The organism is Leisingera thetidis, assembly GCF_025857195.1.
Lineage (GTDB): Bacteria > Pseudomonadota > Alphaproteobacteria > Rhodobacterales > Rhodobacteraceae > Leisingera > Leisingera thetidis.
The window spans coordinates 407648-430685 of sequence record NZ_CP109787.1 but is presented as its reverse complement, the minus strand read 5'-3'; the positions used below and the strand labels follow the sequence as shown (position 1 = coordinate 430685).

Annotated in this window: 26 protein-coding genes; 9 read left to right on the top strand and 17 right to left on the bottom strand. The window is 66.0% G+C overall.

The window, feature by feature from the left end; all coding sequences use genetic code 11:
- Positions 1–6: 6 nt before the first annotated feature.
- From ccoO to OKQ63_RS02120, 4 genes are read left to right on the top strand one after another with little or no spacing between them, the layout of a single operon-like run.
- On the top strand, positions 7–738 hold the full coding sequence (gene ccoO, locus OKQ63_RS02135; RefSeq protein ID WP_264212330.1) for a cytochrome-c oxidase, cbb3-type subunit II: 732 nt from the start codon (positions 7–9) through the stop codon (positions 736–738).
- A complete protein-coding gene (locus tag OKQ63_RS02130) occupies positions 735–902 on the top strand; it encodes a cbb3-type cytochrome c oxidase subunit 3 (RefSeq protein WP_264212329.1) in 168 nt (55 codons plus the stop codon). The genes ccoO and OKQ63_RS02130 overlap by 4 nt, the downstream gene beginning before the upstream one ends.
- Positions 893–1765: a cytochrome-c oxidase, cbb3-type subunit III gene (gene ccoP, locus OKQ63_RS02125; RefSeq protein WP_264212328.1), complete on the top strand. Its 873-nt coding sequence runs from the start codon at positions 893–895 to the stop codon at positions 1763–1765. Before OKQ63_RS02130 ends, ccoP begins: the two co-directional genes overlap by 10 nt.
- Entirely contained in the window at positions 1752–1916 is a 165-nt protein-coding gene (locus OKQ63_RS02120; protein WP_264212327.1) for a hypothetical protein, read from the top strand. The genes ccoP and OKQ63_RS02120 overlap by 14 nt, the downstream gene beginning before the upstream one ends.
- Positions 1917–1981: 65 nt before the next feature.
- Here OKQ63_RS02120 and OKQ63_RS02115 read toward each other — a convergent pair whose 3' ends face one another.
- Entirely contained in the window at positions 1982–2437 is a 456-nt protein-coding gene (locus OKQ63_RS02115) for an RrF2 family transcriptional regulator (RefSeq protein WP_264212326.1), read from the bottom strand.
- Positions 2438–2543: 106 nt separating this feature from the next.
- On the opposite strand from OKQ63_RS02115, the gene OKQ63_RS02110 reads away from it, so the two are divergent.
- From OKQ63_RS02110 to OKQ63_RS02095, 4 genes are read left to right on the top strand one after another with little or no spacing between them, the layout of a single operon-like run.
- Positions 2544–3053 (top strand): cupredoxin domain-containing protein, encoded by a 510-nt coding sequence (locus tag OKQ63_RS02110; protein WP_264212325.1) that lies wholly within the window; start codon positions 2544–2546, stop codon positions 3051–3053.
- Positions 3054–4514 carry a cbb3-type cytochrome c oxidase subunit I gene (locus OKQ63_RS02105; RefSeq protein WP_264212324.1) on the top strand — a complete coding sequence of 487 codons (1461 nt, stop codon included), beginning with the start codon at positions 3054–3056 and terminating at the stop codon, positions 4512–4514.
- Complete coding sequence (locus tag OKQ63_RS02100; protein ID WP_264212323.1) at positions 4514–5113, top strand: SCO family protein; 600 nt, start codon at positions 4514–4516, stop codon at positions 5111–5113. Before OKQ63_RS02105 ends, OKQ63_RS02100 begins: the two co-directional genes overlap by 1 nt.
- A complete protein-coding gene (locus OKQ63_RS02095) occupies positions 5110–5670 on the top strand; it encodes a hypothetical protein (RefSeq protein ID WP_264212322.1) in 561 nt (186 codons plus the stop codon). The genes OKQ63_RS02100 and OKQ63_RS02095 overlap by 4 nt, the downstream gene beginning before the upstream one ends.
- Before the next feature lie 49 nt (positions 5671–5719).
- On the opposite strand, the gene OKQ63_RS02090 is transcribed toward OKQ63_RS02095, so the two are convergent.
- From OKQ63_RS02090 to OKQ63_RS02060, 7 genes are all read right to left on the bottom strand, one after another.
- Positions 5720–7072, bottom strand: a complete 1353-nt coding sequence (locus OKQ63_RS02090) for an NAD(P)/FAD-dependent oxidoreductase (RefSeq protein WP_264212321.1) — start codon at positions 7070–7072, stop codon at positions 5720–5722.
- A gap of 28 nt (positions 7073–7100) precedes the next feature.
- Positions 7101–8528: an aldehyde dehydrogenase family protein gene (locus OKQ63_RS02085; protein WP_264212320.1), complete on the bottom strand. Its 1428-nt coding sequence runs from the start codon at positions 8526–8528 to the stop codon at positions 7101–7103.
- 29 nt (positions 8529–8557) lie between these two features.
- Entirely contained in the window at positions 8558–9376 is an 819-nt protein-coding gene (locus OKQ63_RS02080) for an ABC transporter permease (RefSeq protein WP_264213860.1), read from the bottom strand.
- Positions 9376–10272: an ABC transporter permease subunit gene (locus OKQ63_RS02075; RefSeq protein WP_264212319.1), complete on the bottom strand. Its 897-nt coding sequence runs from the start codon at positions 10270–10272 to the stop codon at positions 9376–9378. The genes OKQ63_RS02080 and OKQ63_RS02075 overlap by 1 nt, the downstream gene beginning before the upstream one ends.
- 10 nt (positions 10273–10282) lie before the next feature.
- Positions 10283–11446 carry an ABC transporter ATP-binding protein gene (locus OKQ63_RS02070; protein WP_264212318.1) on the bottom strand — a complete coding sequence of 388 codons (1164 nt, stop codon included), beginning with the start codon at positions 11444–11446 and terminating at the stop codon, positions 10283–10285.
- A 92-nt stretch (positions 11447–11538) separates the two neighbouring features.
- Positions 11539–12630, bottom strand: coding sequence for an extracellular solute-binding protein (locus tag OKQ63_RS02065; protein WP_264212317.1), 1092 nt, complete (start codon positions 12628–12630; stop codon positions 11539–11541).
- Positions 12631–12672: 42 nt separating this feature from the next.
- Complete coding sequence (locus OKQ63_RS02060) at positions 12673–14085, bottom strand: aminotransferase (protein ID WP_264212316.1); 1413 nt, start codon at positions 14083–14085, stop codon at positions 12673–12675.
- Between the two features lie 193 nt (positions 14086–14278).
- Here OKQ63_RS02060 and OKQ63_RS02055 point away from each other — a divergent pair, with 193 nt between their 5' ends.
- Entirely contained in the window at positions 14279–14905 is a 627-nt protein-coding gene (locus tag OKQ63_RS02055; protein WP_264212315.1) for a TetR/AcrR family transcriptional regulator, read from the top strand.
- A gap of 17 nt (positions 14906–14922) precedes the next feature.
- Here the strand turns inward: OKQ63_RS02055 and OKQ63_RS02050 are convergent, their stop codons facing one another.
- The 9 genes from OKQ63_RS02050 to OKQ63_RS26225 all read right to left on the bottom strand — a co-directional run bounded on the left by OKQ63_RS02050 (position 14923) and on the right by OKQ63_RS26225 (position 22862).
- Positions 14923–15828: an RDD family protein gene (locus OKQ63_RS02050; protein ID WP_264212314.1), complete on the bottom strand. Its 906-nt coding sequence runs from the start codon at positions 15826–15828 to the stop codon at positions 14923–14925.
- Complete coding sequence (locus OKQ63_RS02045; protein ID WP_264212313.1) at positions 15825–16853, bottom strand: stage II sporulation protein M; 1029 nt, start codon at positions 16851–16853, stop codon at positions 15825–15827. Before OKQ63_RS02045 ends, OKQ63_RS02050 begins: the two co-directional genes overlap by 4 nt.
- Entirely contained in the window at positions 16853–18142 is a 1290-nt protein-coding gene (locus OKQ63_RS02040; protein ID WP_264212312.1) for a DUF58 domain-containing protein, read from the bottom strand. The genes OKQ63_RS02045 and OKQ63_RS02040 overlap by 1 nt, the downstream gene beginning before the upstream one ends.
- Before the next feature lie 19 nt (positions 18143–18161).
- Positions 18162–19118, bottom strand: coding sequence for an AAA family ATPase (locus OKQ63_RS02035; protein WP_264212311.1), 957 nt, complete (start codon positions 19116–19118; stop codon positions 18162–18164).
- Positions 19105–20403, bottom strand: coding sequence for a hypothetical protein (locus OKQ63_RS02030; RefSeq protein WP_264212310.1), 1299 nt, complete (start codon positions 20401–20403; stop codon positions 19105–19107). The genes OKQ63_RS02035 and OKQ63_RS02030 overlap by 14 nt, the downstream gene beginning before the upstream one ends.
- Positions 20396–21151: a hypothetical protein gene (locus tag OKQ63_RS02025; RefSeq protein WP_264212309.1), complete on the bottom strand. Its 756-nt coding sequence runs from the start codon at positions 21149–21151 to the stop codon at positions 20396–20398. The genes OKQ63_RS02030 and OKQ63_RS02025 overlap by 8 nt, the downstream gene beginning before the upstream one ends.
- Before the next feature lie 18 nt (positions 21152–21169).
- Positions 21170–21619: a DUF805 domain-containing protein gene (locus OKQ63_RS02020; protein ID WP_264212308.1), complete on the bottom strand. Its 450-nt coding sequence runs from the start codon at positions 21617–21619 to the stop codon at positions 21170–21172.
- A 168-nt stretch (positions 21620–21787) separates the two neighbouring features.
- Positions 21788–22561 carry an IclR family transcriptional regulator gene (locus OKQ63_RS02015; RefSeq protein ID WP_264212307.1) on the bottom strand — a complete coding sequence of 258 codons (774 nt, stop codon included), beginning with the start codon at positions 22559–22561 and terminating at the stop codon, positions 21788–21790.
- 7 nt (positions 22562–22568) lie between these two features.
- Positions 22569–22862, bottom strand: coding sequence for a hypothetical protein (locus OKQ63_RS26225; RefSeq protein ID WP_434086030.1), 294 nt, complete (start codon positions 22860–22862; stop codon positions 22569–22571).
- Positions 22863–23038: the final 176 nt, after the last annotated feature.

The window sequence follows — 23038 nt, the reverse complement described above, 5'->3', positions numbered from 1 at the left end:
CGGGATATGAGCACGCAGCATCAAAAGCTGGAACGCCACTCGCTGGGGTTTGCCATGGCGATCCTGCTGGTGGCCTCGATCGGCGGCATCGTCGAGATCGCGCCGCTGTTCACCATCGAGAACACCGTCGAGAAGGTCGAGGGCATGCGCCCCTATACGCCGCTGGAGCTGGCCGGGCGCGACATTTACATCCGCGAGGGCTGCTATGCCTGCCACAGCCAGATGATCCGCACCCTGCGCTCGGATGTGGAGCGTTACGGCCATTACAGCCTGGCGGCTGAAAGCATGTATGACCATCCGTTCCAATGGGGATCGAAACGCACCGGGCCGGATCTGGCGCGGATCGGCGGCAAGTATTCGGACGCCTGGCATGTGGCGCATCTTGAGGCGCCGCGGGAGCTGGTGGAAGGATCGGTGATGCCCGGCTATGCCTTCCTGTCGCAGACCCGGCTGGCAACGGATTACCTGCCCGCGGCCCTGCGGGCGCTGAGCCGTGCCGGCGTGCCCTATACCGAGGCGCAGATCGAAACCGCCGGGAAGGACGCTGTCCGGCAGGCGGATTTCGAGCAGAATTTCGAAGGCGAGCTGCAGGAGAGCTATGGCGGCAACGTGCAGGTGCGCGACTTTGACGGCCAGCCCGGACAGCTGACGGAAATGGACGCGTTGGTCGCCTATCTGCAGATGCTGGGCACCCTGGCCGATCTGGACACGCTGGACCCCGAGGAGAGCTACCGATGACCCATGATGCCGTTCTGGTGTTCTCGAAGACCTGGGGCGCGGTCTACCTGCTTGCGGTTTTCGTGGCGGCCGCGGTCTGGACCTATTGGCCGTCCCGCCGTCGGATGTATGACGATGCGGCGCAGTCTCCGCTCGACGGGCGGGAGGACCAGCCATGGCAGTAAGGGAAAAGGATCCGGTCTCCGGTACCGAGCTGACCGGCCACGAATGGGACGGCATCAAGGAAATGGACACGCCGGTGCCCTGGGCCTCCCGCTGGGCGCTGTGGATCAGCATCGCTGTATCGGTGCTGTTCTGGGTTCTGTATCCCTCGTTCCCTGCTGTCACCGGCTATGCCAAGGGGCTGCTCGGGTATTCCTCGCGGGCCGAAGTGGCAGCGGCGGTCGAGCAGGCGGACACCGGCCGCGCGCAGGCCTTTGCGCCCTTTGCATCCGAAGACATCGCGGCACTGGCGGCGGACCCGGCGCTGCAGGCGCGCTATGGCGCTGCCATCTCCAAGCTTTATGCCGACAATTGCGCCGCCTGCCATACCGCCGCGCTGACCGGCCAGCCCGGTTTTCCCGATCTGACCGACGGCCACTGGCTGTGGTCGGGCACGCCGGAAGAGATCGAATACAGCATCCGCTACGGGATCAACGCCGCGCATGACGACACCCGCAGCGCGCAGATGCTGGCCTTTGGCGCCGACGGGATGCTGGAGAAACCGCAGGTCCGGGAGGTGACGGAATACGTGCTGTCGCTGGCGGGGCTGGAGCATGACGCCGCCGCTGCGGCGCGCGGAAAGACGGTTTTCGAAGACAACTGCACCGCCTGCCACGGCGATGACGGGCGCGGCGGGCTGGAGGTTGGCGCGCCGGATCTGGGCGACGGGCGCTGGCTTTACGGCGGCAGCCGCGAAGAGATCTACCGCAGCATCTATGCCGGCCGCCAGGGGGTCATGCCGGCCTGGGAGGGCCGCCTGAGCGGCGCCCAGATCCGGATGCTGACGCTTTACGTCCTCTGGAACGGCGCAGATGCCCCGGGCTGAGGAGAACCCGCGCTTCCGCAGGGCCATGTATCTGCTGATGCTGGCGCTGCTGGCTGGCTACATCGGCTTCAAGGCCTGGCACCTGTCGGTGGCGTTTGAGGCCTGGGACGGGCAGCGGCTGGAGGAAGAGGCTCCCGGCGCCGCCAAGTGAGGCAACTGGCGGCGGATTGCCGGGGCCGCACGGACGGAGGCGCCCCCCCGTTGCGCATTAGCAGCCTATTCGGCGCCTCTGCCGGCTTCCAGCGCGCGGATCAGGTTCTTCATGCCGCGGTTGCCGTCCAGCACATCCCGCAGGGTCCGGCTGTCGAGCGCGGCAAAAAAGGCCTCCTGCGCCTCGTTGAGGATCGGCAGCAGCCCGCAGGCCGGGGTCATCACGCAGCAGCCGCCACCTTCCTTCATGCATTCCACCAGCGGCGTGCCGCGCTCGGACTTTCGCAGCAGCCCGCCGATGGAAATTGCCTCGGGCGGCAGCGCCAGGCGCATGCCTCCGTTCCGTCCGCGGGTCGAATCCACATAACCCTCGTGGGTCAGCCACTGGGAAATCTTGGCCAGATGGTTGAACGGCAGCTGCTGCATCCCGGCAATTTCCCGTGTCGACATCAGCCCCTCCTCGTGGGTGGCCAGATGAATCAGGATGCGCAGGGCGTAGTCTGAGAACTTGGTGATCTGCATAAGAGTTCATCCCACAAAATATATGCATTGGAAAGACGTATTTTATTGACAGCTATTGCCGCCGATCTTAATAGGCATTCCAAATACTTATTAAAGGGGGCGATGAATGCAGCCTGTTGTTCTTTTGATCTCACTGGTCCTGATGGCGGCGCTGTCAGCGGCCTTCTGGCTGGCGGCGCGCGCCGCGCACGGCCCCGCGCCGGGGCCCGGCGCCAATGGCAAACGCACGGGGCTGATCTGGGCGATGACGATCCTGGGCGTGCTCGTCTCTGCCGGCTCGTTGCGGCAATGGCCGCACGCCCTGGCCGCCCCCGGCGATGCGCTGGAGGTGAACGTCAGCGGCGGCCAGTGGTGGTGGGATATCGACACCACAGAAATCCCCGCGGGCACGCCCGTGCTGTTCAATGTCACCACCGAGGACGTCACCCACGGCATGGGCATCTATGACAGCAATTTGACGCTGCTGACCCAGGTACAGGCGATCCCCGGCTACACCACCCGGATCACCTACACGTTTGAAGAGCCGGGCAGCTACCGGATCCTGTGCATGGAGTTCTGCGGCGTGGCGCATCACGACATGGTCAATGAATTCGAAGTCGTTGCGGGAGAGGAATGAATGAGCACTGCATCCGAAAACTTCACATCCGGATACGCGGCGGCTGAGCCGCAGACCGGGGCGGTCAAGCTGACGATGATCCTGTCCGGCGCGGTGTTTGCGCTGATGATGGTTCTGGGGCTGGCCATGCGCGCGGCGCAGAGCCAGTGGATCGGGCTGGACCCGGACTTGTTCTACCAGATCCTGACGGCGCATGGCGCCGGCATGGTCGGCACCGCGGCGCTGTCGGGGGCCGCCATCATGTGGTATTTCTGCGGCCGCTACCTGGTGCTGGGCGCGGCTATCTTCTGGGCGTTCCTGGGCCTGTTCCTGCTGGGGGTTGCGCTGATCCTTGGCGCCATCTTCATCGGCGGCTACGGCGGCGCCTGGACATTCCTGTTTCCGCTGCCCGCGCTGTCCGGCGGCGCCTGGGAGGCCAGTGCCGCGGCGGCTTTCATGCTGGGCTACACCGTGATCGGGGTGGGCTTCCTGCTTTATTACCTGGAGCTGGGGCGCCGGATCCATGCCCGCTACGGCAGCCTGGCGCGGGCCCTTGGCTGGAACCTGATCCTGGGGCGCGAAGACAATGATCCGCCGCCGCCTGCCATTGTCGCGGCGGCTGCTGTCACCATCTTCAACTCGATCGGCATCATCCTGGGCGCGGCGGTGCTGGCGGCAAGCCTGGTGCATCTCTTGGTGCCGGGGTTTGAGGTCGACGCGCTGCTGGCAAAGAACCTGATCTATTTCTTCGGCCATGTGTTCATCAACGCCTCGATCTACATGGCGGTGACGGCAGTGTATGAGATCCTGCCGGAATACACCGGCAGGCCCTGGACATCGAACCGGGTGTTCGCGATTGCCTGGAACGCGGTTCTGATCTTTGTGATGGCGGTCTACTGGCACCATCTGCTGCAGGATGTGGCGATGCCGCCCTGGATGCTGGTGGTGGGCCAGCTGGTCTCCTATTTCAGCGGCATTCCCCTGATCGCGGTGACGGCGTTTTCCACATTCCTCTATGTGCGCGGATCGAAGATGACCTGGGATCTGGCCTCCGCGCTGCTGGTGCTGTCGGTGGCCGGCTGGTCGGTGGGATCCATCCCGGCCTCGATTGACGGGATGATCAGCGTCAACAAGGTGATGCACAACACCATGTGGGTGCCAGGGCACTTCCACACCTATCTGCTGCTGGGCGAAGTGGCGATGGCGTTCGGCTTCATGGCCTGGCTGGTGCGCGGCAGGACCATTGCCCGGATGGGCGGGCTGGACCGAGCGGCCTTTGCCACCTACCTCGCGGGGGCGGCCGGATTTGTGACGGTGTTCCTGTTCTCCGGCGCCGCTTCGATCCCGCGCCGCTGGGCGGTGCATTACGAGGAATGGCTGGCCCATGACCGGATCGGCACCCTGTTCAGCCTGCTGGTGGTGCTGGGAACGCTGATCATTGTCCTGCGGTTCGCCGCCCGCCTGCGCCGGAGTCAGGGCTGATGCCCGCCCGTGTCTTGCCCTCGGTTCTCGCCGCCGTGTGCGGCGGCGGGATCCTGTGGCAGGCCACCGACGGGGCGCAGGCCTTCACCAGCGAGGCCGCGCGGCGGCTGGAGGTGGCGATGTCCCCGCGTCCGGTGCCGCAGGTGCAGCTGGAGGACATGGCCGGTGCCGCAGTCGAGCTGCGGCCGCAGCAGGGCGAGGTGGTGCTGGTCGAGTTCATCTACACCGTCTGCGGCGATATCTGCCAGATTGCCGCCGCGGACTTTGCCGAGGTCCGGGACCGGCTGCGGGCACGGGGCGTGCCCGCCCGGCTGATCTCCATCAGCTTCGACCCCGCGCGCGACACGCCGGAGCAGATGGCGGTTTACGGCGATGCCCATCAGGCGGACGGGGGCATGTGGACCGTGGCGCGGCCCCTGCCCCGCGACCTGCCGAAGCTGCTGGAGCTGTTCGATGTGACCGTGATTCCGGACGAATGGGGCGGGTTCCAGCACAATGCGGCAATCCATGTGATCAACGGCGCCGGGCGGTTTGAAGCGGTGTTCGACACCGATGCGGTGGGGACCGTGCTTGCCCATCTGCAAAAGGCACCGTCATGAGGATGCCTTGCCTGGCCCTGCTGGCGCTGGTGGAGGCGATTGCCCTGCGGGAGGCCGCGGTGGCAAGCCCGGTCCAGCATGTGCTGCTGCAGATGCCGCTGCTGGTGCTGGCAGGCATGGTTGCGGCCTGGTCCCTGACCGGCCGGCGGGCCTGGGCGGTGCCGCTGCTGCTGACCGCCCTCACGGCTTTCCTGTTCTGGATGCTGCCGCGCAACGTGGACTGGGCGCTGAGCCCGGCAGGAGAGCTGGCCAAATACCTCAGCCTGCCGCTGCTTCTGGGGGTGCCGCTGCGGCTGTCCTGGCCCTGGCTGGGACCGGTCCTGCGCGGGTTTCTCAAGGCCAACGCGCTGTCGATGCTGGGGGTTCTGGGGTTTCTCTACATCCATGCGCCGGTCAGACTCTGCAATTCCTACCTGGTCTCGGCCCAGCAGGACCTGGGCTTTGCCTTTCTCTATCTTGGCGCCGCGCTGGCCTGCCTTTGGGCGGCCCCGCTGCTGTTCGGAGACCTGCGCCGGGTCCTGCCGCCCCCGCCGGGCCGGATTGGCTGCGGAGCTTGAAATCAAATGACCTCTGCCGGAACCGCTCCGGGCTTGGCGGGCTGCCGGCCTAGAGCCGGTCTTTGATCCCGTAAAACGCATAGGCGGCAGGCAGGCAGTGGCGCCGCAGCCGCGGCAGGGGAAAGGGCCGTGGCACCGCTTGCATCAGTCCGGGCAGCGGCGAGTCATAGGGGCGTCCGGCCGCCAGCCCCGCCAGAAGCCGCCCCGTGTAGGTGGCCATGGCCACGCCGCCGCCGTGATAGCCAAGACCGGTCCAGGCCCTGTCCCACTCGCCAATGCGCCCGGCATAGGGGGTCAGGCCGCGGGTCAGGCAGACCAGGCCGCTCCAGTGGTATTCGGTCTCCGCCTGCGCCAGCACCGGGAACATCGCCTCGAAGTCGCGGCGGATCCGGCGCCGCATCTGCTGCACGGAACCGGGCGTGATATTGCTGGTGCCGCGCATTCCGAACAGCACCCGGTTGTCCGGCAGCAGGCGGAAATAATGCAGCAGGTTGCGGGTGTCATAGGCAATGCGCCGGGTGGTCCAGCCCTGCGCCTGCTTCTCCGCGTCCGTCAGCGGCCGGGTCACCATGATATGCGAGACCACCGGCAGGTAGCGCCCCCGCAGCCAGCCAGGCAGGTTGTCGCTGCTGTAGCCGTTGCTGGCGACGATCAGCCGGTCGGCCTGGATGCGGCCCGAGGGGGTCTCGATGGTATAGCTGCCGCCGGGATCTTCCTGCACCGACAGCGCCGGGGTGCCGCCATGGATCACCGCGCCTGCCTGCTGCGCCTGCCGGGCAAGGCCCGCCGCATATTTGCCCGGGTTCAGGCCGAAGCCTTCGGGCAGCAGCAGCCCGCCGTGGAAACCGTCCCCGTGCAGCCCCTCCTGGCGCATCTCCTGCGCCGTCAGCACCGGGCAGTCCACCCCGGCATAGCGGCTGAGGCCCGCGGCCAGTTCCGGCAGCGCGCGGGCCGCCTGGGCGCTATGGGCCAGACAGTATTCGCCCTCCGCCTGCGCCTCTGCCGCGATGCCGCCGGTGGAAGTGAGGCCCCGGACCAGGGCCACCGCCTCTTTCTGGGCGCTGTAGAAGGCGCGCAGGTCCTGCTCGCCGAAGCGGCGGATGATCTCCGCGTCGCCGAGCTTGGCACCTCCGAAACCGCAGAAGCCGGCATTGCGCCCCGACGCGCCCCAGCCGGGCTGGGCGGCATCGATCACCAGCGGCGCCTCGCCGTGGTCGCGGGCCAGATGCAGCGCCGCGCTGAGGCCGGTGTAGCCCGCGCCGATAATGGCCACGCCCGTGCGGCGGCCGCCGTCCAGCGCCGGATAGGCGGGCGCGGCAGGCAACGTGGCGTCCCAGTAGCTGCCCACGGGAGCATCAGTGTCATAGGCGTGGGCGTTGTAAATACGGCGAAGGTTTGGCATTGCGTCAGTCCGTTCCGGCTGCGCCCCGTCAGGGCGCTGCGATCACCTTGGTTTCGAGGAATTCGAGAATGCCGTCGCGGCCGCCCTCACGGCCGATCCCCGACATCTTGACCCCGCCGAATGGCGAGCCCGCGCCGAGGAAGGCGCCGTTCACGTTCACCATGCCGGACTGAAGGGCCCGGGCAACCCGCGCCGCACGGGCGCTGTCGCCGGTCTGCACATAGGCCGACAGGCCATAAGGCGAGTCATTGGCGATTTCGATGGCCTCTTCTTCGCTGCCGAAGGGGATCATCACCAGCACCGGGCCGAAGATCTCCTCCTGCGCAATGCGCATCGCGTTGTCCGCATCGGCAAAAATGGTGGGACGGGCGTAAAAACCGGTCTCGAACCCTTCCGGTCTGCCCGGCCCGCCGGCCACCAGCCGCGCGCCTTCGGCGATGCCGGCTGCGATCATCGCCTGCACGCGGGCGTATTGCTGCGCGCTGGACAGCGGCCCCATGTGATCGCCGGGCTCAGCCGGGTTGCCCACCGGCATCTCCGCGCATTTCGCCTGCGCCAGCTCGACCGCGCGGGTATAAACGCTGCGCTCGACCAGCATCCGGGTGGCGGCGTCGCAGCTTTGCCCGGTGTTGATGAAGCAGGCCTCGACCCCTTCGGAAATGGCGGTTTCCAGGTCGCAGTCTGCAAACACCAGGTTCGGGGATTTGCCGCCCAGTTCCAGCGCCACCTTCTTGACGGTTTCCGCCGCATCCCGCGTCACCGCAACGCCGCCGCGGGTGGAGCCGGTGAAGGACATCATCGACACATCCGGGTGGCGCGACAGTGCGGCACCCGCCACCGGGCCGTCGCCGTGGACGAGGTTGAAGACACCCGCGGGCACGCCGGCCTCCTGCAGCACTTCGGCATAGAGGATCGCCGACAGCGGCGTCAGTTCCGAAGGTTTCAGCACCATGGTGCAGCCTGCGGCCAGTGCCGGCGCGACCTTCAGCACGATCTGGTTGACCGGCCAGTTCCATGGCGTGATCAGCCCGCAGACGCCAACCGGCATCCGCACCAGCGTGTCGCCGTTGTCCAGTGTCTCCTCGAAATCGAGCGCCTTCAGGCCGGCGATGACGGCCTCCAGGTGATCGATGCCTGCCTGGGCCTGCATGTCGCGCGACATGGTGATCGGGGCGCCCATCTCCAGCGAAATGGCTTTCGCGAAGTCATCCGCACGGGCGGTATAGACCTCCAGCACCCTTTCGAGCAGCGCGATGCGCTCCTCGCGGCTGCTGGCGGCAAAGCCGGGCAGCGCGGCTTTGGCTGCGGCCACAGCGGCATTGACATCCGCCTCGCTGCCCAGCGCGAGCAGGCCGAGCGGCTGTTCGGTGGCGGGGTTGATCACATCCGCGGAACCGCTGCCGAGGGGATCCGTCCAGCGGCCGCCGATGAAGAACTGGGACATGTTGTAGGGCATTGCTGTATCCAATCTGGTTTGAGAGCGTGTCACGCAGCGGCCGCCGCCGCGCGGGTGTCTTGCTGCTGGCGCCGTTCTTGCCGCCGGTTGATCAGCGAGGCGGCAATGACGCCGAAGGTGACGATGCCGATCAGCATGGTCGAAAGCGCGTTGATCTCGGGCGAAACGCCCAGCCGGACAGAAGAATAGAGCTTCATCGGCAGGGTGGTGGAGCCGGGTCCGGAGGAGAAGGTGGCGATCACCAGGTCGTCGAGCGACAGGGTGAAGGACAACAGCCAGGCCGAGATCACCGCAGGCGCGATTACCGGCAGGGTCACCTGGCGGAAGGCCGAGACCGGCGTGCAGCCCAGATCCAGCGCCGCGTCCTCCAGCGCGCGGTCGAAGCTGGCCAGCCGGGAGGAGACCACCACCGAAGCATAGCACATGGAAAAGGTCGCATGGGCAATGGTGATGGTCCAGAAGCCGCGGTCAAGGCCGATGGCGACAAACAGCAACAGCAGCGACAGGCCGGTCACAACCTCGGGCATCACCAGCGGTGCAAAAATCATGCCGGAAAACAGCGTGCGTCCCGGAAAGGACCCCGCGCGCACCATGACAACCGCGCTGAGCGTGCCCAGCACCGTGGCCAGCGTCGCCGAGACAAAGGCGATGCGCAGGGTGATCCAGGCGGCTTCCAGATAAGCCTCGTTGTTCAGCACGATGCCATACCATTTGGTGCTGAAGCCGCCCCAGACGGTGACCAGCCGGGAGTCGTTGAAGGAGTAGATCACCACCAGCAGGAGCGGCAGGTAGAGGAAGACAAAGCCGAAGGTCAGCGATGTCAGGTTGAACATGTTGAAGCGGCGGATCATCCCAGTTCCTCCTGGTGTTTCTGCTGGTGGCGCTGGAACAGCACGATCGGCACGATCAGGATGGTCAGCAGCACGATGGCCACCGCCGCCGCCACGCCCCAGTCGCGGTTGGAGAAGAATTCGAGCCACAGGGTCTTGCCGATCATCAGCGTGCCGGAGCCGCCCAGCAGGTCAGGGATCACGAACTCGCCGATCGCCGGGATGAAGACCAGGAAGCAGCCCGCAACCACCCCCGGCAGCGACAGCGGCAGGGTGATCTGGCGGAAGGCGGCAAAGGCGCCGCAGCCGAGGTCCTCGGCCGCTTCCAGCAGCCGCCCGTCGATCCGCTCCAGCGAGGCGTAAAGCGGCAGGATCATGAACGGCAGGTAGGAGTAGACGATGCCGACATAGACCGCGATTTCGGTGTGGATGATCGCCAGCGGCTGGTCGATGATGCCGAGCTTCATCAGGGCGAGGTTCAGGAAGCCCTCGTTCTTGAGGATGCCGATCCAGGCGTAGATGCGGATCAGGAAGCTGGTCCAGAACGGCAGGATCACCAGCAGCAGCAGCGTCTTGCGCCAGTCCTGCGGCGCCTTGGCCATGGCATAGGCCACCGGGTAGCCGATCAGCAGGGTGATCAGCGTCGCGATTGCGGCGACCTTGACGCTGTTGAGGTAGGCCTTGAAGTAGATGCCGTCCTCGGCCAGCCAGGTGAAATTCTCGAAATCCAGCGCCGCAAGGGAGGCCCGCAGGCCCGCAAGCCCCTCATCGAGGCTGAAGGTCGGGGCATAGGGCGGGCTGGCGGTGACGGAATCCGACAGCGAAATCTTGATGACGATCAGGAAGGGCACCAGGAAGAACAGGCCCAGCCACAGGTACGGCGTAAGGATCAGAAGCTTGCGGGACGCGTTCATGGCCATGCCCTCACGCGTCGACCAGCACGCAGGCGCCGGCGCGCCAGCTGAGCCAGACCCGGTCGTTCCAGTCCACCTCCCGGCGCGAGGTCAGCAGCCGGTTTGCCTCCTGCGCACGGATCAGCATGCCGCCGTCGAGCCGCACCAGGAAGGTGGAGGCGCTGCCGGTATAGGAGATCTCCTCGACCGTGCCCTGCACCATGTTCACGTTGGCAGCTGCCGCCGGCTGGTCCTTGGTGACGTGGATCTTTTCCGGGCGCAGCACCAGTTTCTTGCGCGCGCCGGGCACCAGCACATCCTCGGGCTGCGGGCGGATCGCCAGCCGGGTGCCGCCATCCCAGCGGGCCAGCGCCAGATCGCCCTCCATGCCTGCGAGCTCAATATCGATCAGGTTCACGTTGCCAATGAAATCGGCGACATAGCTTGACGCCGGATGTTCATAGATCCGTGCGGGGGTATCGGTCTGCAGCAGCCTGCCCGCCTTCATCACCGCAATGCGCGAGGAGACGGTCATCGCCTCCTCCTGGTCGTGGGTGACGATGATGAAGGTGAGGCCCAGCCGGTCCTGCACGTCCATCAGCTGGAACTGGGTCTCCTCGCGCAGCTTCTTGTCGAGCGCGCCCAGCGGCTCGTCCAGCAGAAGCACCTTGGGCTTCTTGGCCAGCGAGCGCGCCAGCGCCACCCGCTGCATCTGGCCGCCGGACAGCTGGTGCGGCTTGCGGTCGGCAAAGCCTTCGAGCTGCACCAGCGCCAGCATTTCGTCGACGCGGTCCTGGATGTCGCGCTTCTTCCAGCGCTCCTGCTTGAGGCCGAAACCGATGTTTTTCGCCACCGACATATGCGGGAACAGCGCATAGGACTGGAACATCATGTTGATCGGGCGCCGGTTCGCGGGAATGCCGGTCAGGTCCTGCCCGTCCAGCAGGACACGGCCCGACGTCACCTCCTCGAACCCGGCCAGCAGCCGCATCATCGTGGTCTTGCCGCAGCCGGAGGGGCCGAGCAGCGAGAAGAACTCGCGTTCCTGAATGTCCAGATTCAGATCCGAGATCGCGGTGAAGCTGCCAAAGGTCTTGGTTACGTTCTCGAACCGGATCAAGGGTGTGCGGGCTGCCGCTTGCGGACTGGCCGGGCCGGCCTGGGCGGCGGCGCTGGCCGGATCATGGAAGTTCATTGGTGCAGGTTCCCTGTTGCAGATCCCTGCCGCGGCTTGAGCGGGCGCCGCGGCAGGGCTAAGGATGCGCGGCCCGCAAGCCGCGCGTCTGGTCACTGGCCGGTGCGGACCTTCGACCAGGTGCGGGTGTAAAGGCGCTCGGTCTTGCGGTCCTGCAGCACCGGGGTGGTCAGCATCTCCATCGTTTCCTCGGTCGGGTAGACGGCGGGGTTGCCGGTCAGCGCCGGGTCGATTTCGGCCTGCGCGGTCAGATTGGCGCTGCCGTAGCGGATGTAATTGGCGTTCTGTGCCGACACCGAGGGCTGCAGCAGGTAGTTCAGGAAGGCGTGGGCCTCGTCCACGTTCCTGGCGTCGGCCAGAATGGCGAGGCCGTCAAAGTCGAGCAGCGTGCCCTCTTCCGGAATGATGTATTCCAGGGTGACGCCATTGCCGGCCTCCTTGGCGCCGTCCGCCGCCCAATAGGCATCGCCGCTCCAGGTCAGGCCGAGGCAGGCATCGCCGTCCGACAGGGCGCCGATCATGCCGTCGGTGGAGATCTGGGCGATATTGTCCCGGATCGCGCCGATATGCGCGCCGGCCGCCGCGATCTGCTCCTTGTCGCTGGTGTTCGGATCCTGGCCCATGTCGATCAGCGCGGCACCGATCACGTCAACCGGCGAATCCGCGATCATCACGCTGCAATCGGCCAGCTTGCCGGAAATCTCCGGGTCGAACAGCAGGTCCCAGGATTTGGGGTGGTCCGCGCCCAGGCGCTCGGCCAGCTTGCCGGAGTTGTAGGCGATGCCGAAGGTCCACCAGTTGTAGGGCACCAGGTATTCATTGCCCGGATCGAAAGTCTCGATCAGCCCGGCGATCTTGGGCCAGATGTGCTGCAGGTTGGGGATCTTGGACTTGTCGATCTTCTGCAGCACGCCGGCCGAGATCAGCCGCGCAGTGCCGGTGGAGGACGGCACGATGATGTCATAGCCGGAACTGCCTGCCAGCACCTTGGTTTCCAGCATCGCGTTGGAATCATAGGTGTCATAGGTGACGTCGATCCCGGTTTCGGCCTCGAAGGATTCGATGATCGCAGGATCGAGGTAGTCGCTCCAGTTATAGATCACCAGTTCGCCCTCCGCCGCCGCGGCAGCCCCCCAGACGGCGGCCGTCCCGGCCAGCAGGCTGATTGTCAGCTTGGTTTTCATAATTCCCTCCCGTGTTGGTGTTTTGCTTGCCCGCTGGGGGCCTCAGCCCCGCTCGGTTTCCAGCTCAAGCCCTTGGCCCAGCAGTTCCCGGGTTGCGCGCTGCACGCCTTCGGTCAGCATGTCGAACATCTCGTCGATCTGCGCCTCGGTGATCACCAGCGGCGGCGAGAAGATCGCCATGTTGCCGTAGGGGCGGACCATCAGGCCCAGTTCCTGGCAGCGGGCGTCGATCACGGCGCCGATGGTGGCGTCGATCTCGGCGCTGGCCTGGCCGTCGCGGGTCAGCGAGCATTCGATGCAGCCGACCAGCCCCATGCCGCGCACATCCACGATCAGCGGCAGGTCCAGCATCTGGTGCAGGCGTTTCTGGAAATGCGGAGTCACCTTGCGGACATGCTCCAGAATGCCGTCGCGCTCGAAGATCTCGATGTTCTTGAGGCCCGCGGCAGCGCAGACCGGATGGCCGGAATAGGTGTAGCCGCTGGTGAAATAGACGTCCTTGGAGACATCGCCCTCGATGTCCTTGAACAGCCGGTCGGAGAAGATCGCGGCCCCCATCGGCGCATAGCCGGAGGTCAGCCCCTTGGCGCAGGTGATGATGTCGGGGGTGATGCCGAACAGCTCTTCGGAGGCGAACCAGTGGCCCAGGCGGCCGAAACCGGTGACGACCTCATCCGAGATGTACAGCACGTCATGCTTGCGGCAGATCTCCAGGCAGCGCTGGTGGTAGCCCGCGGGCGGCACGATTACGCCGCCGGAGCCCAGCACCGGCTCAGCAATGAAGGCGGCGACATTGTCCGCGCCCAGCTCCAGAATGGCGTTTTCCAGATCCGCGACCTTCTCGTCGAGGAAGCTCTCGATGCTCATGCCCTGGGGGCGGCGGAAAGCGTTCACGTCGGGCAGGAAATGCGGGATGGACTGGTCGGTGTCGAACCACTGGCGCTCGCTCGGCTTGCCGCTGAGCGAGGCGGTCAGATAGGTGCCGCCGTGATAGGCATGGGCCCGGGTGATGATGCGCTTCTTGGCCGGCTTGCCCAGCAGGTTGTTGCGGAAGTGGACAAAACGGATGGCGGTATCGACCGCGGTGGAGCCGCCGGTGGTGAAATAGACCCGGTTGAGGTCGCCCGGTGCCCGTTCGGCAATCGCATGGGCGAACGCGGCGCTCACCGACGTGGCCTCGCTGAAAGGGGAGCAATAGGCCATCTTGCGGGCCTGATCGGCCATCGCATCGGCAATCTCGGTGTTGCCGTAGCCAAGCTGCATGCACCACATGCCGCCGGGGCCGTCGATCACCTTGTTGCCGTGCTCATCATAGACATAGATGCCCTCTGCGTATTCGCTGAACGTCCTGTCCTGCTTGCCGGCGCCCTGAACCTCCAGCCCTTCCCACGGATGGAAGTAGTTCGCCTTGTCCCAGGTTTTGAAGTTTTCGAAATCGTTTGCAAATTTGGTCATCTCGGGCCTCTGTCCGGGGTTGATTCATCCATGAATGAACGTTCATACATTAATGCTTAAGTGAATGATCGTTCATTGTCGATGGAAATTTGTTGCAATCCCGGGCAAGGTACCGGAAAGGCGGCAGGCCAGTCGGATACGGAAAAGGGGCAGGCAGATGGCAAGTGCCGGAGATGCAAAGAAAAAGCGGAAGGTGGACAAAGACCTGCACCGCGAAGTGCTGCTGGACGCCACCGCAAGCGTGATCCTGAGGCATGGTGTCAGCGGCACCACCATCAGCCGCATTCAGGAAGAATCGGGCCTGTCCCGCGGCATGATCAACCTGCATTTCAAGTCCAAAGAAAATCTGATTCGCGAACTCGCCGCCCACATGACACGGGAATACAATTCAGCCTGGCAGAGCTTCTCCAGCCAGGCCGCGGACGAGGAGGCATCGCCCGAGGGGGCCGCCGCCCGCCTGCAGGCGCTGTTCAAGACAGATTTTTCCGAAGCTGTGCTCAACAAGCGCAGCGCGCGGCTGACCTTTGCGTTCCGCGCCGAACCCGGCCTGCAGGCGCTTGGCCCGGATTACATCGAAACCCGCGGCACTGCGCTTTATGATCATGTGCGCCGCTGCTGCAGGGTCCTGTGTGCAGAAAGCGGCACCCATGGCGGCCCCGAAAAGGTGGCAATGGCCATCCTGTCATTGCTGGAAGGGTTGTGGACCGATTTCCACGCCCATCCCGATGAATTTGACCGGCAGGCCGCAATAGAGATTTGCACGATCACCGCTCGGGCGTTCTTCCCGGCGTATTTTCAGGTGCCTGGCGAAGACCAATAGCCCCGGCCGCAGCGTCTTCAGGCGGCCCCCTGCCCCGGCGGCTTGGGCGCCGCCGCATGATGCTTGTTCTCGCGGCTGTCGCCCAGCAGATGGCGGCTTTCGAGAAACGCGCGCTGCTGGCGGTAGAATTCCAGCAGGAAATCCCATTCGGCGCCGGCCGGCAGGCTGTCGAGGCCGCCGATCTTGCGGCGGATCGTCTGCGCCACCTCCGACACATGCCTGCGCGCCTGAGGCGATTTCGGCGGATCGCGCAGGATCGCCTCCAGCGTCTGCAGCTCATAGCGGCCGTAGACCGCCAGCTGCTCCGCATCGAACACGAACTGCGCGGCGGCACCGGCGGCGCTGTCGGTCAGGTCCGGCAGCAGTACTGCGCGCGGCTGCTCCACCACCAATGTCCCCGCGATCATGTCGCCCAGCCGCTGCCGCCGCCGGTTCAGGAACGGCACCGACAGCACGCTCAGGGACCAGGCCAGCGCCGCCAGGCGTTCCCAGCCGGAAAAATCCCCGGCACCGAACAGCAGCGTGGCAGGCATGAAAACCTCCACCTCCTTCATCAGGTTGCGGGCGGTGACCTGATAGGGGGTAAGGCCGGCGCCATCAGCGCTGATCACCCGGATGCCGGTGATCCGCTTGCCCAGGGTGCGGCCGTTCCAGACCAGCTCGGAGAAGATGTAATAGGGAATGCGGACAAAGAAGACGAACAGCAGAAAGAACGAGACCAGCGCCGACCCGGCCAGCAGATCGCTGAAGGCGAGCAGCAGCAGCAGGACCGCACCGGTTCCGTAGGTGATCAGGATATCCAGCGTCTGCGCCCCGAACCGGGTGCCGAGCGCGGCAATCGCGAACTGGATCGGCACCCCCTCGGGCGGCAGGAAGTTCTTGAGGAACCGCTTGCCCAGCGCCTTGTCGACGGTCACGCTCATGGTCCGGCCGCCGCGCCGCGCCCGGCCAGCGTCAGCCACAGCAGCCAGCACAGCCCGATGCCCCAGCCGATCGCCAGGCGGGCTTCCGTCGACTGCACCAGCTGGCGCAGGAAGCCTTCCAGCAGGGCTGCCGCAATCAGCATCAGCCCCGCCAGGATCATCAGCTTGACCGCGTCCGGGCCGTTGCTGTGCAAGGCCGCGCGGCGGGTCCGGTTGCCGGGCAGCAGCACCGCCAGCCCCAGCCGGGCGCCGCCTGCGCAGGCGATGCAGATCGCCGACAGCTCGGTGACGCCGTGGATCGACAGCCAGCCCAGCAGCTCATAGCCCAGCCCGGCCTGGACGAACATCCCGGCAAAGGCCCCCAGGATAAGGCCGTTGTAGTAGGTCAGCACGAAACTGGGCACCGCCGCAAAGACCCCCAGCGCAAAGATCAGGATCGCGATCTGCGTATTGTGCGAAAACAGGTAGGAGGCAAAGACCGTGAAGGTCTCCCCCGACCGCTCGCCGCTGCCGAACAGCGTGCGCCTCAGGTACTCCGACGTGGCTTCGGGCGTGCGCCCGTCCGACAGGCCCGGCGGCACAAAGGTAAAAAACCAGGAAGGATCATCGGCAAACAGCGCATAGCCGGTGAAGGCGCCCAGCAGCATCGCCAGGAAACCGATCAGCAGCGGCACCGCAGAACGGCGCACCGCCTGCGGGATGCCGCGGGCCAGCAGGCGGCCGAGCGTGCCCGGAATGCTTTCCTGCGGGGCGTAGACCACCAGATAGGCGCGGGCGCACAGCGCCTCCAGGTAGGTGAGCAGCGCCTTGTCCATCGAAATCGCGCGGGCGGCGCTGAGCGAGTTCATCGCCTGCCGGTAGAGATTGGCCAAGGCCAGCACGTCGCCATAGCTCATCGCGGCGGTGCCGGAGCTCTCGGCCTGCTTCACCAGCTGTTCCAGCCTGGTCCAGCCCGGCTCGCGCTCGCGGCGGAAGCGGGCGGAGCGGATGGCGTCGGCGGCGGGATCGGTGCGCGGTTCTGCCATCAGATCAGCCCCTGCAGTTTGATGTCGGTGTAGCGCGCCAGCAGCGCCGGCGTCAGCGTCTCAGGTCCGGTGTCCAGGCACAGCACCCCCAGCCGGTTCAGCCGGTCCAGCACGCCGGCCCGCTCCTGTTTGAACCGGGCCGCGGAAACGGCATGGGCAATCGTCTCCATGCTCAGCGTTTCCGGATGTGCCAGCCGGTCCAGCGCGCTGTCGCGCAGGGCGACATACAGAACCAGGTGATGGCGGCTCATCACCGCCATGTTCTCGACCAGCAGCTCGGCGGTGACGCTGTCGGAGAAATCCGAGAACACCACCACCAGCGAGCGGCGGTTCAGCGCGCCGTACAGGCGGCTCATCGCCAGGGTGTGATTGGTTTCCGCATCGCTCTGCTGCAATTCGGAGCAGGCCGCGCGCATCCGCGCAAAGGCGGTCCGGCCGGGGCCGGGCGGGATCATCAGGCCGGGTTTCGGGCCGAAGGTGTAAAACCCCACGGTATCGCCGCCCAGCCCGCCGGCCCAGCACAGCGCCAGCGCGTTGTTGATCGCATGATCCAGCTTGCTGAGCGTGCCAATGGTTTCCGACATCAGATGGCCGTGATCGACGCAGATCATGATCTGGTGGTTGCGTTCGGCCCGGGTTTCCCGGGCAACAAGGTCCAGCACCCGGGCCGAGCGTTTCCAGTCGATCTTGCGCGGGTCCATGCCGGGCACGAAGTCGCGCAGCTGGTGGAACTCGGACCCCTCGCCGCGCACATGGGCCGAGCGGTGCCCATCCAGCAGCGGCAGCATCCGGGTGTGAACCTCGCCCGACAGCACCGGCTGAATGTTCGGCAGAACGGTGATGGACTGCTCCAGCCGCCGGCGCGGCAGGATTTCGAACATCCCCAGCCGCGAGCGGTAGCGCAAAGCCACGGCGCGCACCGCCTGCAGTCCCCGCCGCCGCAGGCCCAGCGGGACGGTTGCCCGGGCGCCGCCGTCCCGCGGCTCAAGCAGGATCTCCGCCGGTGCCGAAAGCCCGTCGTCCAGGGTCAGGCGCAGCTCCATCCGCGGCGGCAGGGCACCGCGGCGCGCGGTCAGATGCACCGTAAACGGCGCCGTAAGGCCCGAGAACCCGCTGTCCGGCAGATCCGTCTCCAGCACCAGATTGCGGCTGGAGACCGACAGCAGCAGATCGCAGGCCGCCGCCAGGGCAAGCCCGCCCCAGATCACGCCCAGCGCCAGCGCACTGTCCTGCAGCAGCACAACAGCCAGCACGGTAACAGCGGCCAGCCCCAGGCACAGCCAGGTCATATGACGCGATGGCCGCATATCAGCGCGGCGCGTCCAGCCGGTTCACAATCGCGCTCAGCACATCATCGGCGCTGCGGCCCTCGATTTCGGCGGTCGGGCCCAGCACAACGCGGTGGCGCAGAACCGGAACGATCAGCGCCTGCACGTCGTCAGGAATGGCATAGTCGCGCCCCTCCAGAGCAGCACGGGCACGGACAGCCGCGCTCAGCGCATCCGCCGCACGGGTCGAGCCGCCGTGCAGCAGCTCGCTGTCGGTGCGGGTCGCCCGGACCAGGTCGACGATGTAGGTCAGGATGGTCTCGTCCAGCCGGATTGAATCCACCAGCGCCCGGCCCGCCCGCAGCACCTCGCGGCTCATGATCTGCGACAGTTCGGTGCGGCCATTGTCGGTGTCCACCGGCAGGCCCGCCTTGCGGGAGAGGATTTCGATCTCGGTGGTGCGGCCGGGGAAATCCACCAGCAGCTTGAACAGGAACCGGTCAAGCTGCGCCTCCGGCAGCGGATAGGTGCCGTGCTGTTCGATCGGGTTCTGTGTTGCAATCACAAAGAACTCTGCCCCCAGCGGGTGACTGGTGCCGTCGATGGTCACTTCCCGCTCGTTCATCGCCTGCAGCAAGGCCGATTGTGTCTTGGGCGGCGCCCGGTTGATTTCGTCGGCCAGCAGGATGTCGGAGAAGACAGGCCCCTTGGTCAGGCGGAACTCGCCGGTCTGGAAGTTGAACAGGTTCACCCCCAGAACGTCGCCCGGCATCAGATCCGGTGTGAACTGCACCCGGCCAAAGTCCAGCGACACGACCTGCGCCAGGCAGCGGGCCAGCAGGGTCTTGGCGGTGCCCGGCGGCCCCTCCAGCAAAACGTGGCCGCGAGCAAAAACCGAGGTCAGCAGAAAGTCGAGCAGCGGCTTCTGCCCCTGCACGACCTGGCTGATCTGATTGCGGACGCGGTCCGCCAGCTCCTGAAATTCAGTGAGATCCATGACTGCTCTCTACTTTCTCGAGAAGGGATTTGTAGGTGTTGAGGTGCTGGTGCAGCTCTGCGGGCGGCATCGCGGCGCCCCGGCTGATCAGCGCGCGTGCCGTTTGTTCGAAACTGCCGGCCAGCGCTGCATCGCGCCGGGCCAGATGGGCAAAGTAGCGGGCCTGCCCGTGCTGGCCCAGATCAGGTCCGAAGGTGCGCACCGTCAGCTCCTGCAGCTGTTCCTGCACGAAGTCCGCAACCATCTGCCCGTCATTGCCGGACAGCCGCAGCAGCCGGGCCTGCGCAGCAATCGCGGCGGATTTGGTATGGGCGTGCCCTGCCCCCGCACCCTGCGTCTCCAGCGGCCCGAACCGCACCGCGCCACGCCAGAACAGAATGCCGGTCACCACCAGCAGCATCGCCCAGAGCACCGAGAAGGGGAATGCAAAGAAGCGGCTGAGATCATCGCCGCTGCGTTCATAGTCGCGGCGCTCAGACTGGTCCTCCTCATAAGCAGTCAGCACGTTGGAGCTGGTGTCGATGTAAACATCGCCGCCGTCTGCGCCCGCCTGGTCCTTGAACCACTGCGCTGCAAATCCCGCATTGTCCGCAACGGCAAGCCCGTGGTTGTTCAGCAGGTCCGGATCCGACAGGACCAGCATGCCACGGCCCTTCTTCTTCTCGCCGCAGGCCATCAGCAGCACTCCGCTGTCCAGCGTCACCAGGGGCCGGCAGGATCCCGGCAGGCTTTCCCGGCTGAACAGCTGCGCGTGAAACAAGGCGATGGCGTGCCCCGCGGCCTGCTCTTGCAGGAAATCGGGGCCGCGGCGCCGAAGCTGCAAACTGTGCAGCCCGAGCTGCTGGAACAGCCGCGGATAGTCTTCAAGACCGATCAGCGCCGCGGCACTGGCGGTGCCGGTTTCGGGAAACCCCGTCCGCCATTTCGGCAACACCACAAGGGTCTTCAGATCCTTCAGTTTGACGTCAAAACTCTCCTGGGCCATGTCCCGCTGAACCGTTTGCCGGTACCAATCGCGTTTCGTTTCCGGCGGCTCCGCTGCCTGTGCAAGATCCATGTCGTAAAGCGGCAGCACCCGCAGGCTCAGGTCGCGCAGATGCGGCGACAGGCGCGGATGCGCCTGGCGGGCCGCGACACCGCTCTCCCCAAGCCAGACCGCCAGACCGCTGAAACCGATCAGCGAACGATCAAGCCTGCGGTCACTGTTGCCGCCCAGCAGCAGCAAGCCGCCCAGGCCGGCCAGCACCAGGCCCCCGGCAATCAGAAGGCCGGCCTTGTCACGCATGCTCGCCTCCGCGCCCGGCGGCAAGAATGGCCCGGCCTTTGTCCAGCGTCTCGGCAAAGGCCGCGTCAGTGACCTCCCGGCCGCCATAATGCGCCAGCTCTGCCTGTTTCAGGATGGCCGCCAGCGCGTCGTGGTGCTGCCAGCCGGAGGGCAGCCGGGCAAAGGCTTCGCGTTCGGTATCGGCGCGGGCGAACCGGGTGCCGCTGCTGTGCGCGGCGGCCAGCAGCGCATGGCGCAGCAGCCGCACCAGTGCCGCGCGCCGGTCGCGCATGCCGCGCAGCTGCGCCAGCAGGGGCCCCGCGTCCAAGGCGGCCTCATCTGCAGCCATCTGCCAGCGGGCAGGCGGGCTGGCGCTTTCCTTGATCTCCCGCGGTTCCCGCCGCAGCAGCGCACCGGTGCCGCCGAACCGGAGCCACAGCAGAAAGACCGCCAGCAGCAGCGCAATCATCGCGGCCGGTGCCCAGCCGCCCTCCAGCCGGACCGGACCGCCGCTGCGTTCGGACCAGCGGGACCTCCGGACCGGCACGTCCTCCAGCACCTCGGTGCTGCCGCTGGCCGAATAAACCGCTTCAGCCTTGATCCGGCGGGCGCGCGCGGCCTTGCGGTAGGCGTCTGCGCTGCCCCCGGCAGGCGGCTCGACCGCCTCAATGTCCAATGGCCGCAAGGCCTGCGACAGGGCCTGCGGTGCGGGGATAGCGACCGTCAGAAACAAAACCGCCCCGCACAGCAGCCTGGCGGAGCGGGTCATGCCCGGAAACATCGGCGGTCAGGCAAAAACTTCGGCGCTGGCGCTGCCCCGCAACGGGTCCGGGCCAAAGCGGTTGTCGCCGTCGGTGCCCTTGAGGGCAAAAATGACCAGAAATGCGATGGAAACAATGATCCCGACGTAGGGCACCATGCCTACAACTACAAAGCCAAGATACCACCAGCCCGACATATTGCGATCATGCAGACGGCGGATCGTGACCGAAATCATTGGAATAATAGCTGCTAGAAAGAAAACGATCAGCACGCCGACGGCACCTGCGGCTGCGCCCGAAAGCTCACCGGTTGTGGTATAGGCCATCGCTCCAAATGCAACCACGACACCAAATAATACACATTCGACAAGCATCACAAACAAAAAGGAAAACCAGTACTCAGACCGGGACGCCCGTCCCGAGAATGTGGCATATTTTTTCTTGAACACGGTGCGGACCGCTTCACCAAATCCCATATCAAAAACCCTTTTCGGAAAAACTTCCAACGTTCTAGGAAGAAACCCGCCAGCGTGCAACTGACGCGGAACCGCAACCGGAGAGTGAGGCCAGTTTGACAGGCGGGTGTGCTCAAAGCGAAACAGATGCGGCCCGGCCGCCGGCCCCGGCCGGGCAGGACAAGCTGATCAGGCCAGTTCCGCCAGCTCCTTGGCGGCCTTTTGCAAAGACGGCAGGAATGCCGTCAGGTCCTGCAGGCTGCGGCGCTGCACGGGCGCATGAATGGACAGCGTTGCCATCAGGCGGTTGCGGGCGTCCCGCACCGGAACAGCCACCGCCACCATGCCGGCGATGAATTCCTCATCGTCGGTGGAATAGCCGCGGTCGCGGATGGTCTTCAGTTCACCGGCCAGCGCATCGGGGTCGGTGCAGGTCTGCCGGGTTGCCGCCTCAAGCGGGCAGGCACGCAGCACCGCCTCCAGCACGCTGGGCTTCAGGGAGGACAGATACATCTTGCCGCTGGCAGTGCAATGGAAAGGCACCTGGCTGCCGATCGGCAGCTGGATGCGCAGCGGCCATTTGGTTTCCACCCGGTCGAGATAGATCATCCCCTCGCGGTCGGGGATGGCGAGGTTGCAGGTCTCGCCCAGTTCCTCGGCCACGCTTTTGAGAATGCTGAGACGGGCGGTGCGCAGATGCTCGGACGACACGATGCTGAGCGCCAGCTGGCGCAGGCGGGGGCCGGCCCCGTAGGCCCGCCCGTCGAGGTCGCGCTGCAGGAAGCCCTCGGCCTCAGCGGTTTGCATCAGCCGGTGCACGGTGGGCTTGGGCAGGCCCATCGCCTCGATCATCTCGGCCGGCTTCACCGCCACGCCGCGGCGGGCGACCTCCTCCAGCAGCACCAGAAGGCGCAGGTTGGTGGGGATCTGCCCCTCTTTCTTGTCCGGCGCATCCGCTGCCATCGCCGCGTCATCCCTGCTTGCTGGGCCGCAGCACCAGCGCGGAATCGGGCACCGGATAGACCAGCACCGAGACCCCGGTCAGGGCTGCAAGGTAAGGGACGGTATAGCGAAGCCGGCGGCAATACGGAACACCGGTGACGCCGGACGCGGCAGAGAGATCCCGTGGCGTGTCTCCAGCGGGCCGCGCAGGGTTTTCCGGCTCTGGCGGACAAGGGAAATGGTCCTGCGAGGCGCGGCCGGTGCACATGCGGGCGCAGTCCAGCGCGTTCAGATAGGCTGCGCCGTCAGCAGGGCCGGGCACATCCCGTAGATGCCTGCAATTCGGAACAGATCCCGCCGCGATCTGCGGTTCAGTCTGCCCGTGGCCCCTTCACCGTCCCCTGCAGTCCCTTCATCGGGACGTTTCGCACCGGAAACGGCTGGTGCATTCCGTCCGGCCAGCATGATCGGCGAGAAGACCGGCGGTCCGGTCGCGGG

Bases quoted from the DNA above. Each gene is read 5' to 3' on its own strand.
- ccoO (WP_264212330.1), top strand. From the start codon at position 7: ATGAGCACGCAGCATCAAAAGCTGGAACGCCACTCGCTGGGGTTTGCC.
- OKQ63_RS02130 (WP_264212329.1), top strand. From the start codon at position 735: ATGACCCATGATGCCGTTCTGGTGTTCTCGAAGACCTGGGGCGCGGTC.
- ccoP (WP_264212328.1), top strand. From the start codon at position 893: ATGGCAGTAAGGGAAAAGGATCCGGTCTCCGGTACCGAGCTGACCGGC.
- OKQ63_RS02120 (WP_264212327.1), top strand. From the start codon at position 1,752: ATGCCCCGGGCTGAGGAGAACCCGCGCTTCCGCAGGGCCATGTATCTG.
- OKQ63_RS02115 (WP_264212326.1), bottom strand. From the start codon at position 2,437: ATGCAGATCACCAAGTTCTCAGACTACGCCCTGCGCATCCTGATTCAT.
- OKQ63_RS02110 (WP_264212325.1), top strand. From the start codon at position 2,544: ATGCAGCCTGTTGTTCTTTTGATCTCACTGGTCCTGATGGCGGCGCTG.
- OKQ63_RS02105 (WP_264212324.1), top strand. From the start codon at position 3,054: ATGAGCACTGCATCCGAAAACTTCACATCCGGATACGCGGCGGCTGAG.
- OKQ63_RS02100 (WP_264212323.1), top strand. From the start codon at position 4,514: ATGCCCGCCCGTGTCTTGCCCTCGGTTCTCGCCGCCGTGTGCGGCGGC.
- OKQ63_RS02095 (WP_264212322.1), top strand. From the start codon at position 5,110: ATGAGGATGCCTTGCCTGGCCCTGCTGGCGCTGGTGGAGGCGATTGCC.
- OKQ63_RS02090 (WP_264212321.1), bottom strand. From the start codon at position 7,072: ATGCCAAACCTTCGCCGTATTTACAACGCCCACGCCTATGACACTGAT.
- OKQ63_RS02085 (WP_264212320.1), bottom strand. From the start codon at position 8,528: ATGCCCTACAACATGTCCCAGTTCTTCATCGGCGGCCGCTGGACGGAT.
- OKQ63_RS02075 (WP_264212319.1), bottom strand. From the start codon at position 10,272: ATGAACGCGTCCCGCAAGCTTCTGATCCTTACGCCGTACCTGTGGCTG.
- OKQ63_RS02070 (WP_264212318.1), bottom strand. From the start codon at position 11,446: ATGAACTTCCATGATCCGGCCAGCGCCGCCGCCCAGGCCGGCCCGGCC.
- OKQ63_RS02065 (WP_264212317.1), bottom strand. From the start codon at position 12,630: ATGAAAACCAAGCTGACAATCAGCCTGCTGGCCGGGACGGCCGCCGTC.
- OKQ63_RS02060 (WP_264212316.1), bottom strand. From the start codon at position 14,085: ATGACCAAATTTGCAAACGATTTCGAAAACTTCAAAACCTGGGACAAG.
- OKQ63_RS02050 (WP_264212314.1), bottom strand. From the start codon at position 15,828: ATGAGCGTGACCGTCGACAAGGCGCTGGGCAAGCGGTTCCTCAAGAAC.
- OKQ63_RS02045 (WP_264212313.1), bottom strand. From the start codon at position 16,853: ATGGCAGAACCGCGCACCGATCCCGCCGCCGACGCCATCCGCTCCGCC.
- OKQ63_RS02040 (WP_264212312.1), bottom strand. From the start codon at position 18,142: ATGACCTGGCTGTGCCTGGGGCTGGCCGCTGTTACCGTGCTGGCTGTT.
- OKQ63_RS02035 (WP_264212311.1), bottom strand. From the start codon at position 19,118: ATGGATCTCACTGAATTTCAGGAGCTGGCGGACCGCGTCCGCAATCAG.
- OKQ63_RS02030 (WP_264212310.1), bottom strand. From the start codon at position 20,403: ATGCGTGACAAGGCCGGCCTTCTGATTGCCGGGGGCCTGGTGCTGGCC.
- OKQ63_RS02025 (WP_264212309.1), bottom strand. From the start codon at position 21,151: ATGACCCGCTCCGCCAGGCTGCTGTGCGGGGCGGTTTTGTTTCTGACG.
- OKQ63_RS02020 (WP_264212308.1), bottom strand. From the start codon at position 21,619: ATGGGATTTGGTGAAGCGGTCCGCACCGTGTTCAAGAAAAAATATGCC.
- OKQ63_RS02015 (WP_264212307.1), bottom strand. From the start codon at position 22,561: ATGGCAGCGGATGCGCCGGACAAGAAAGAGGGGCAGATCCCCACCAAC.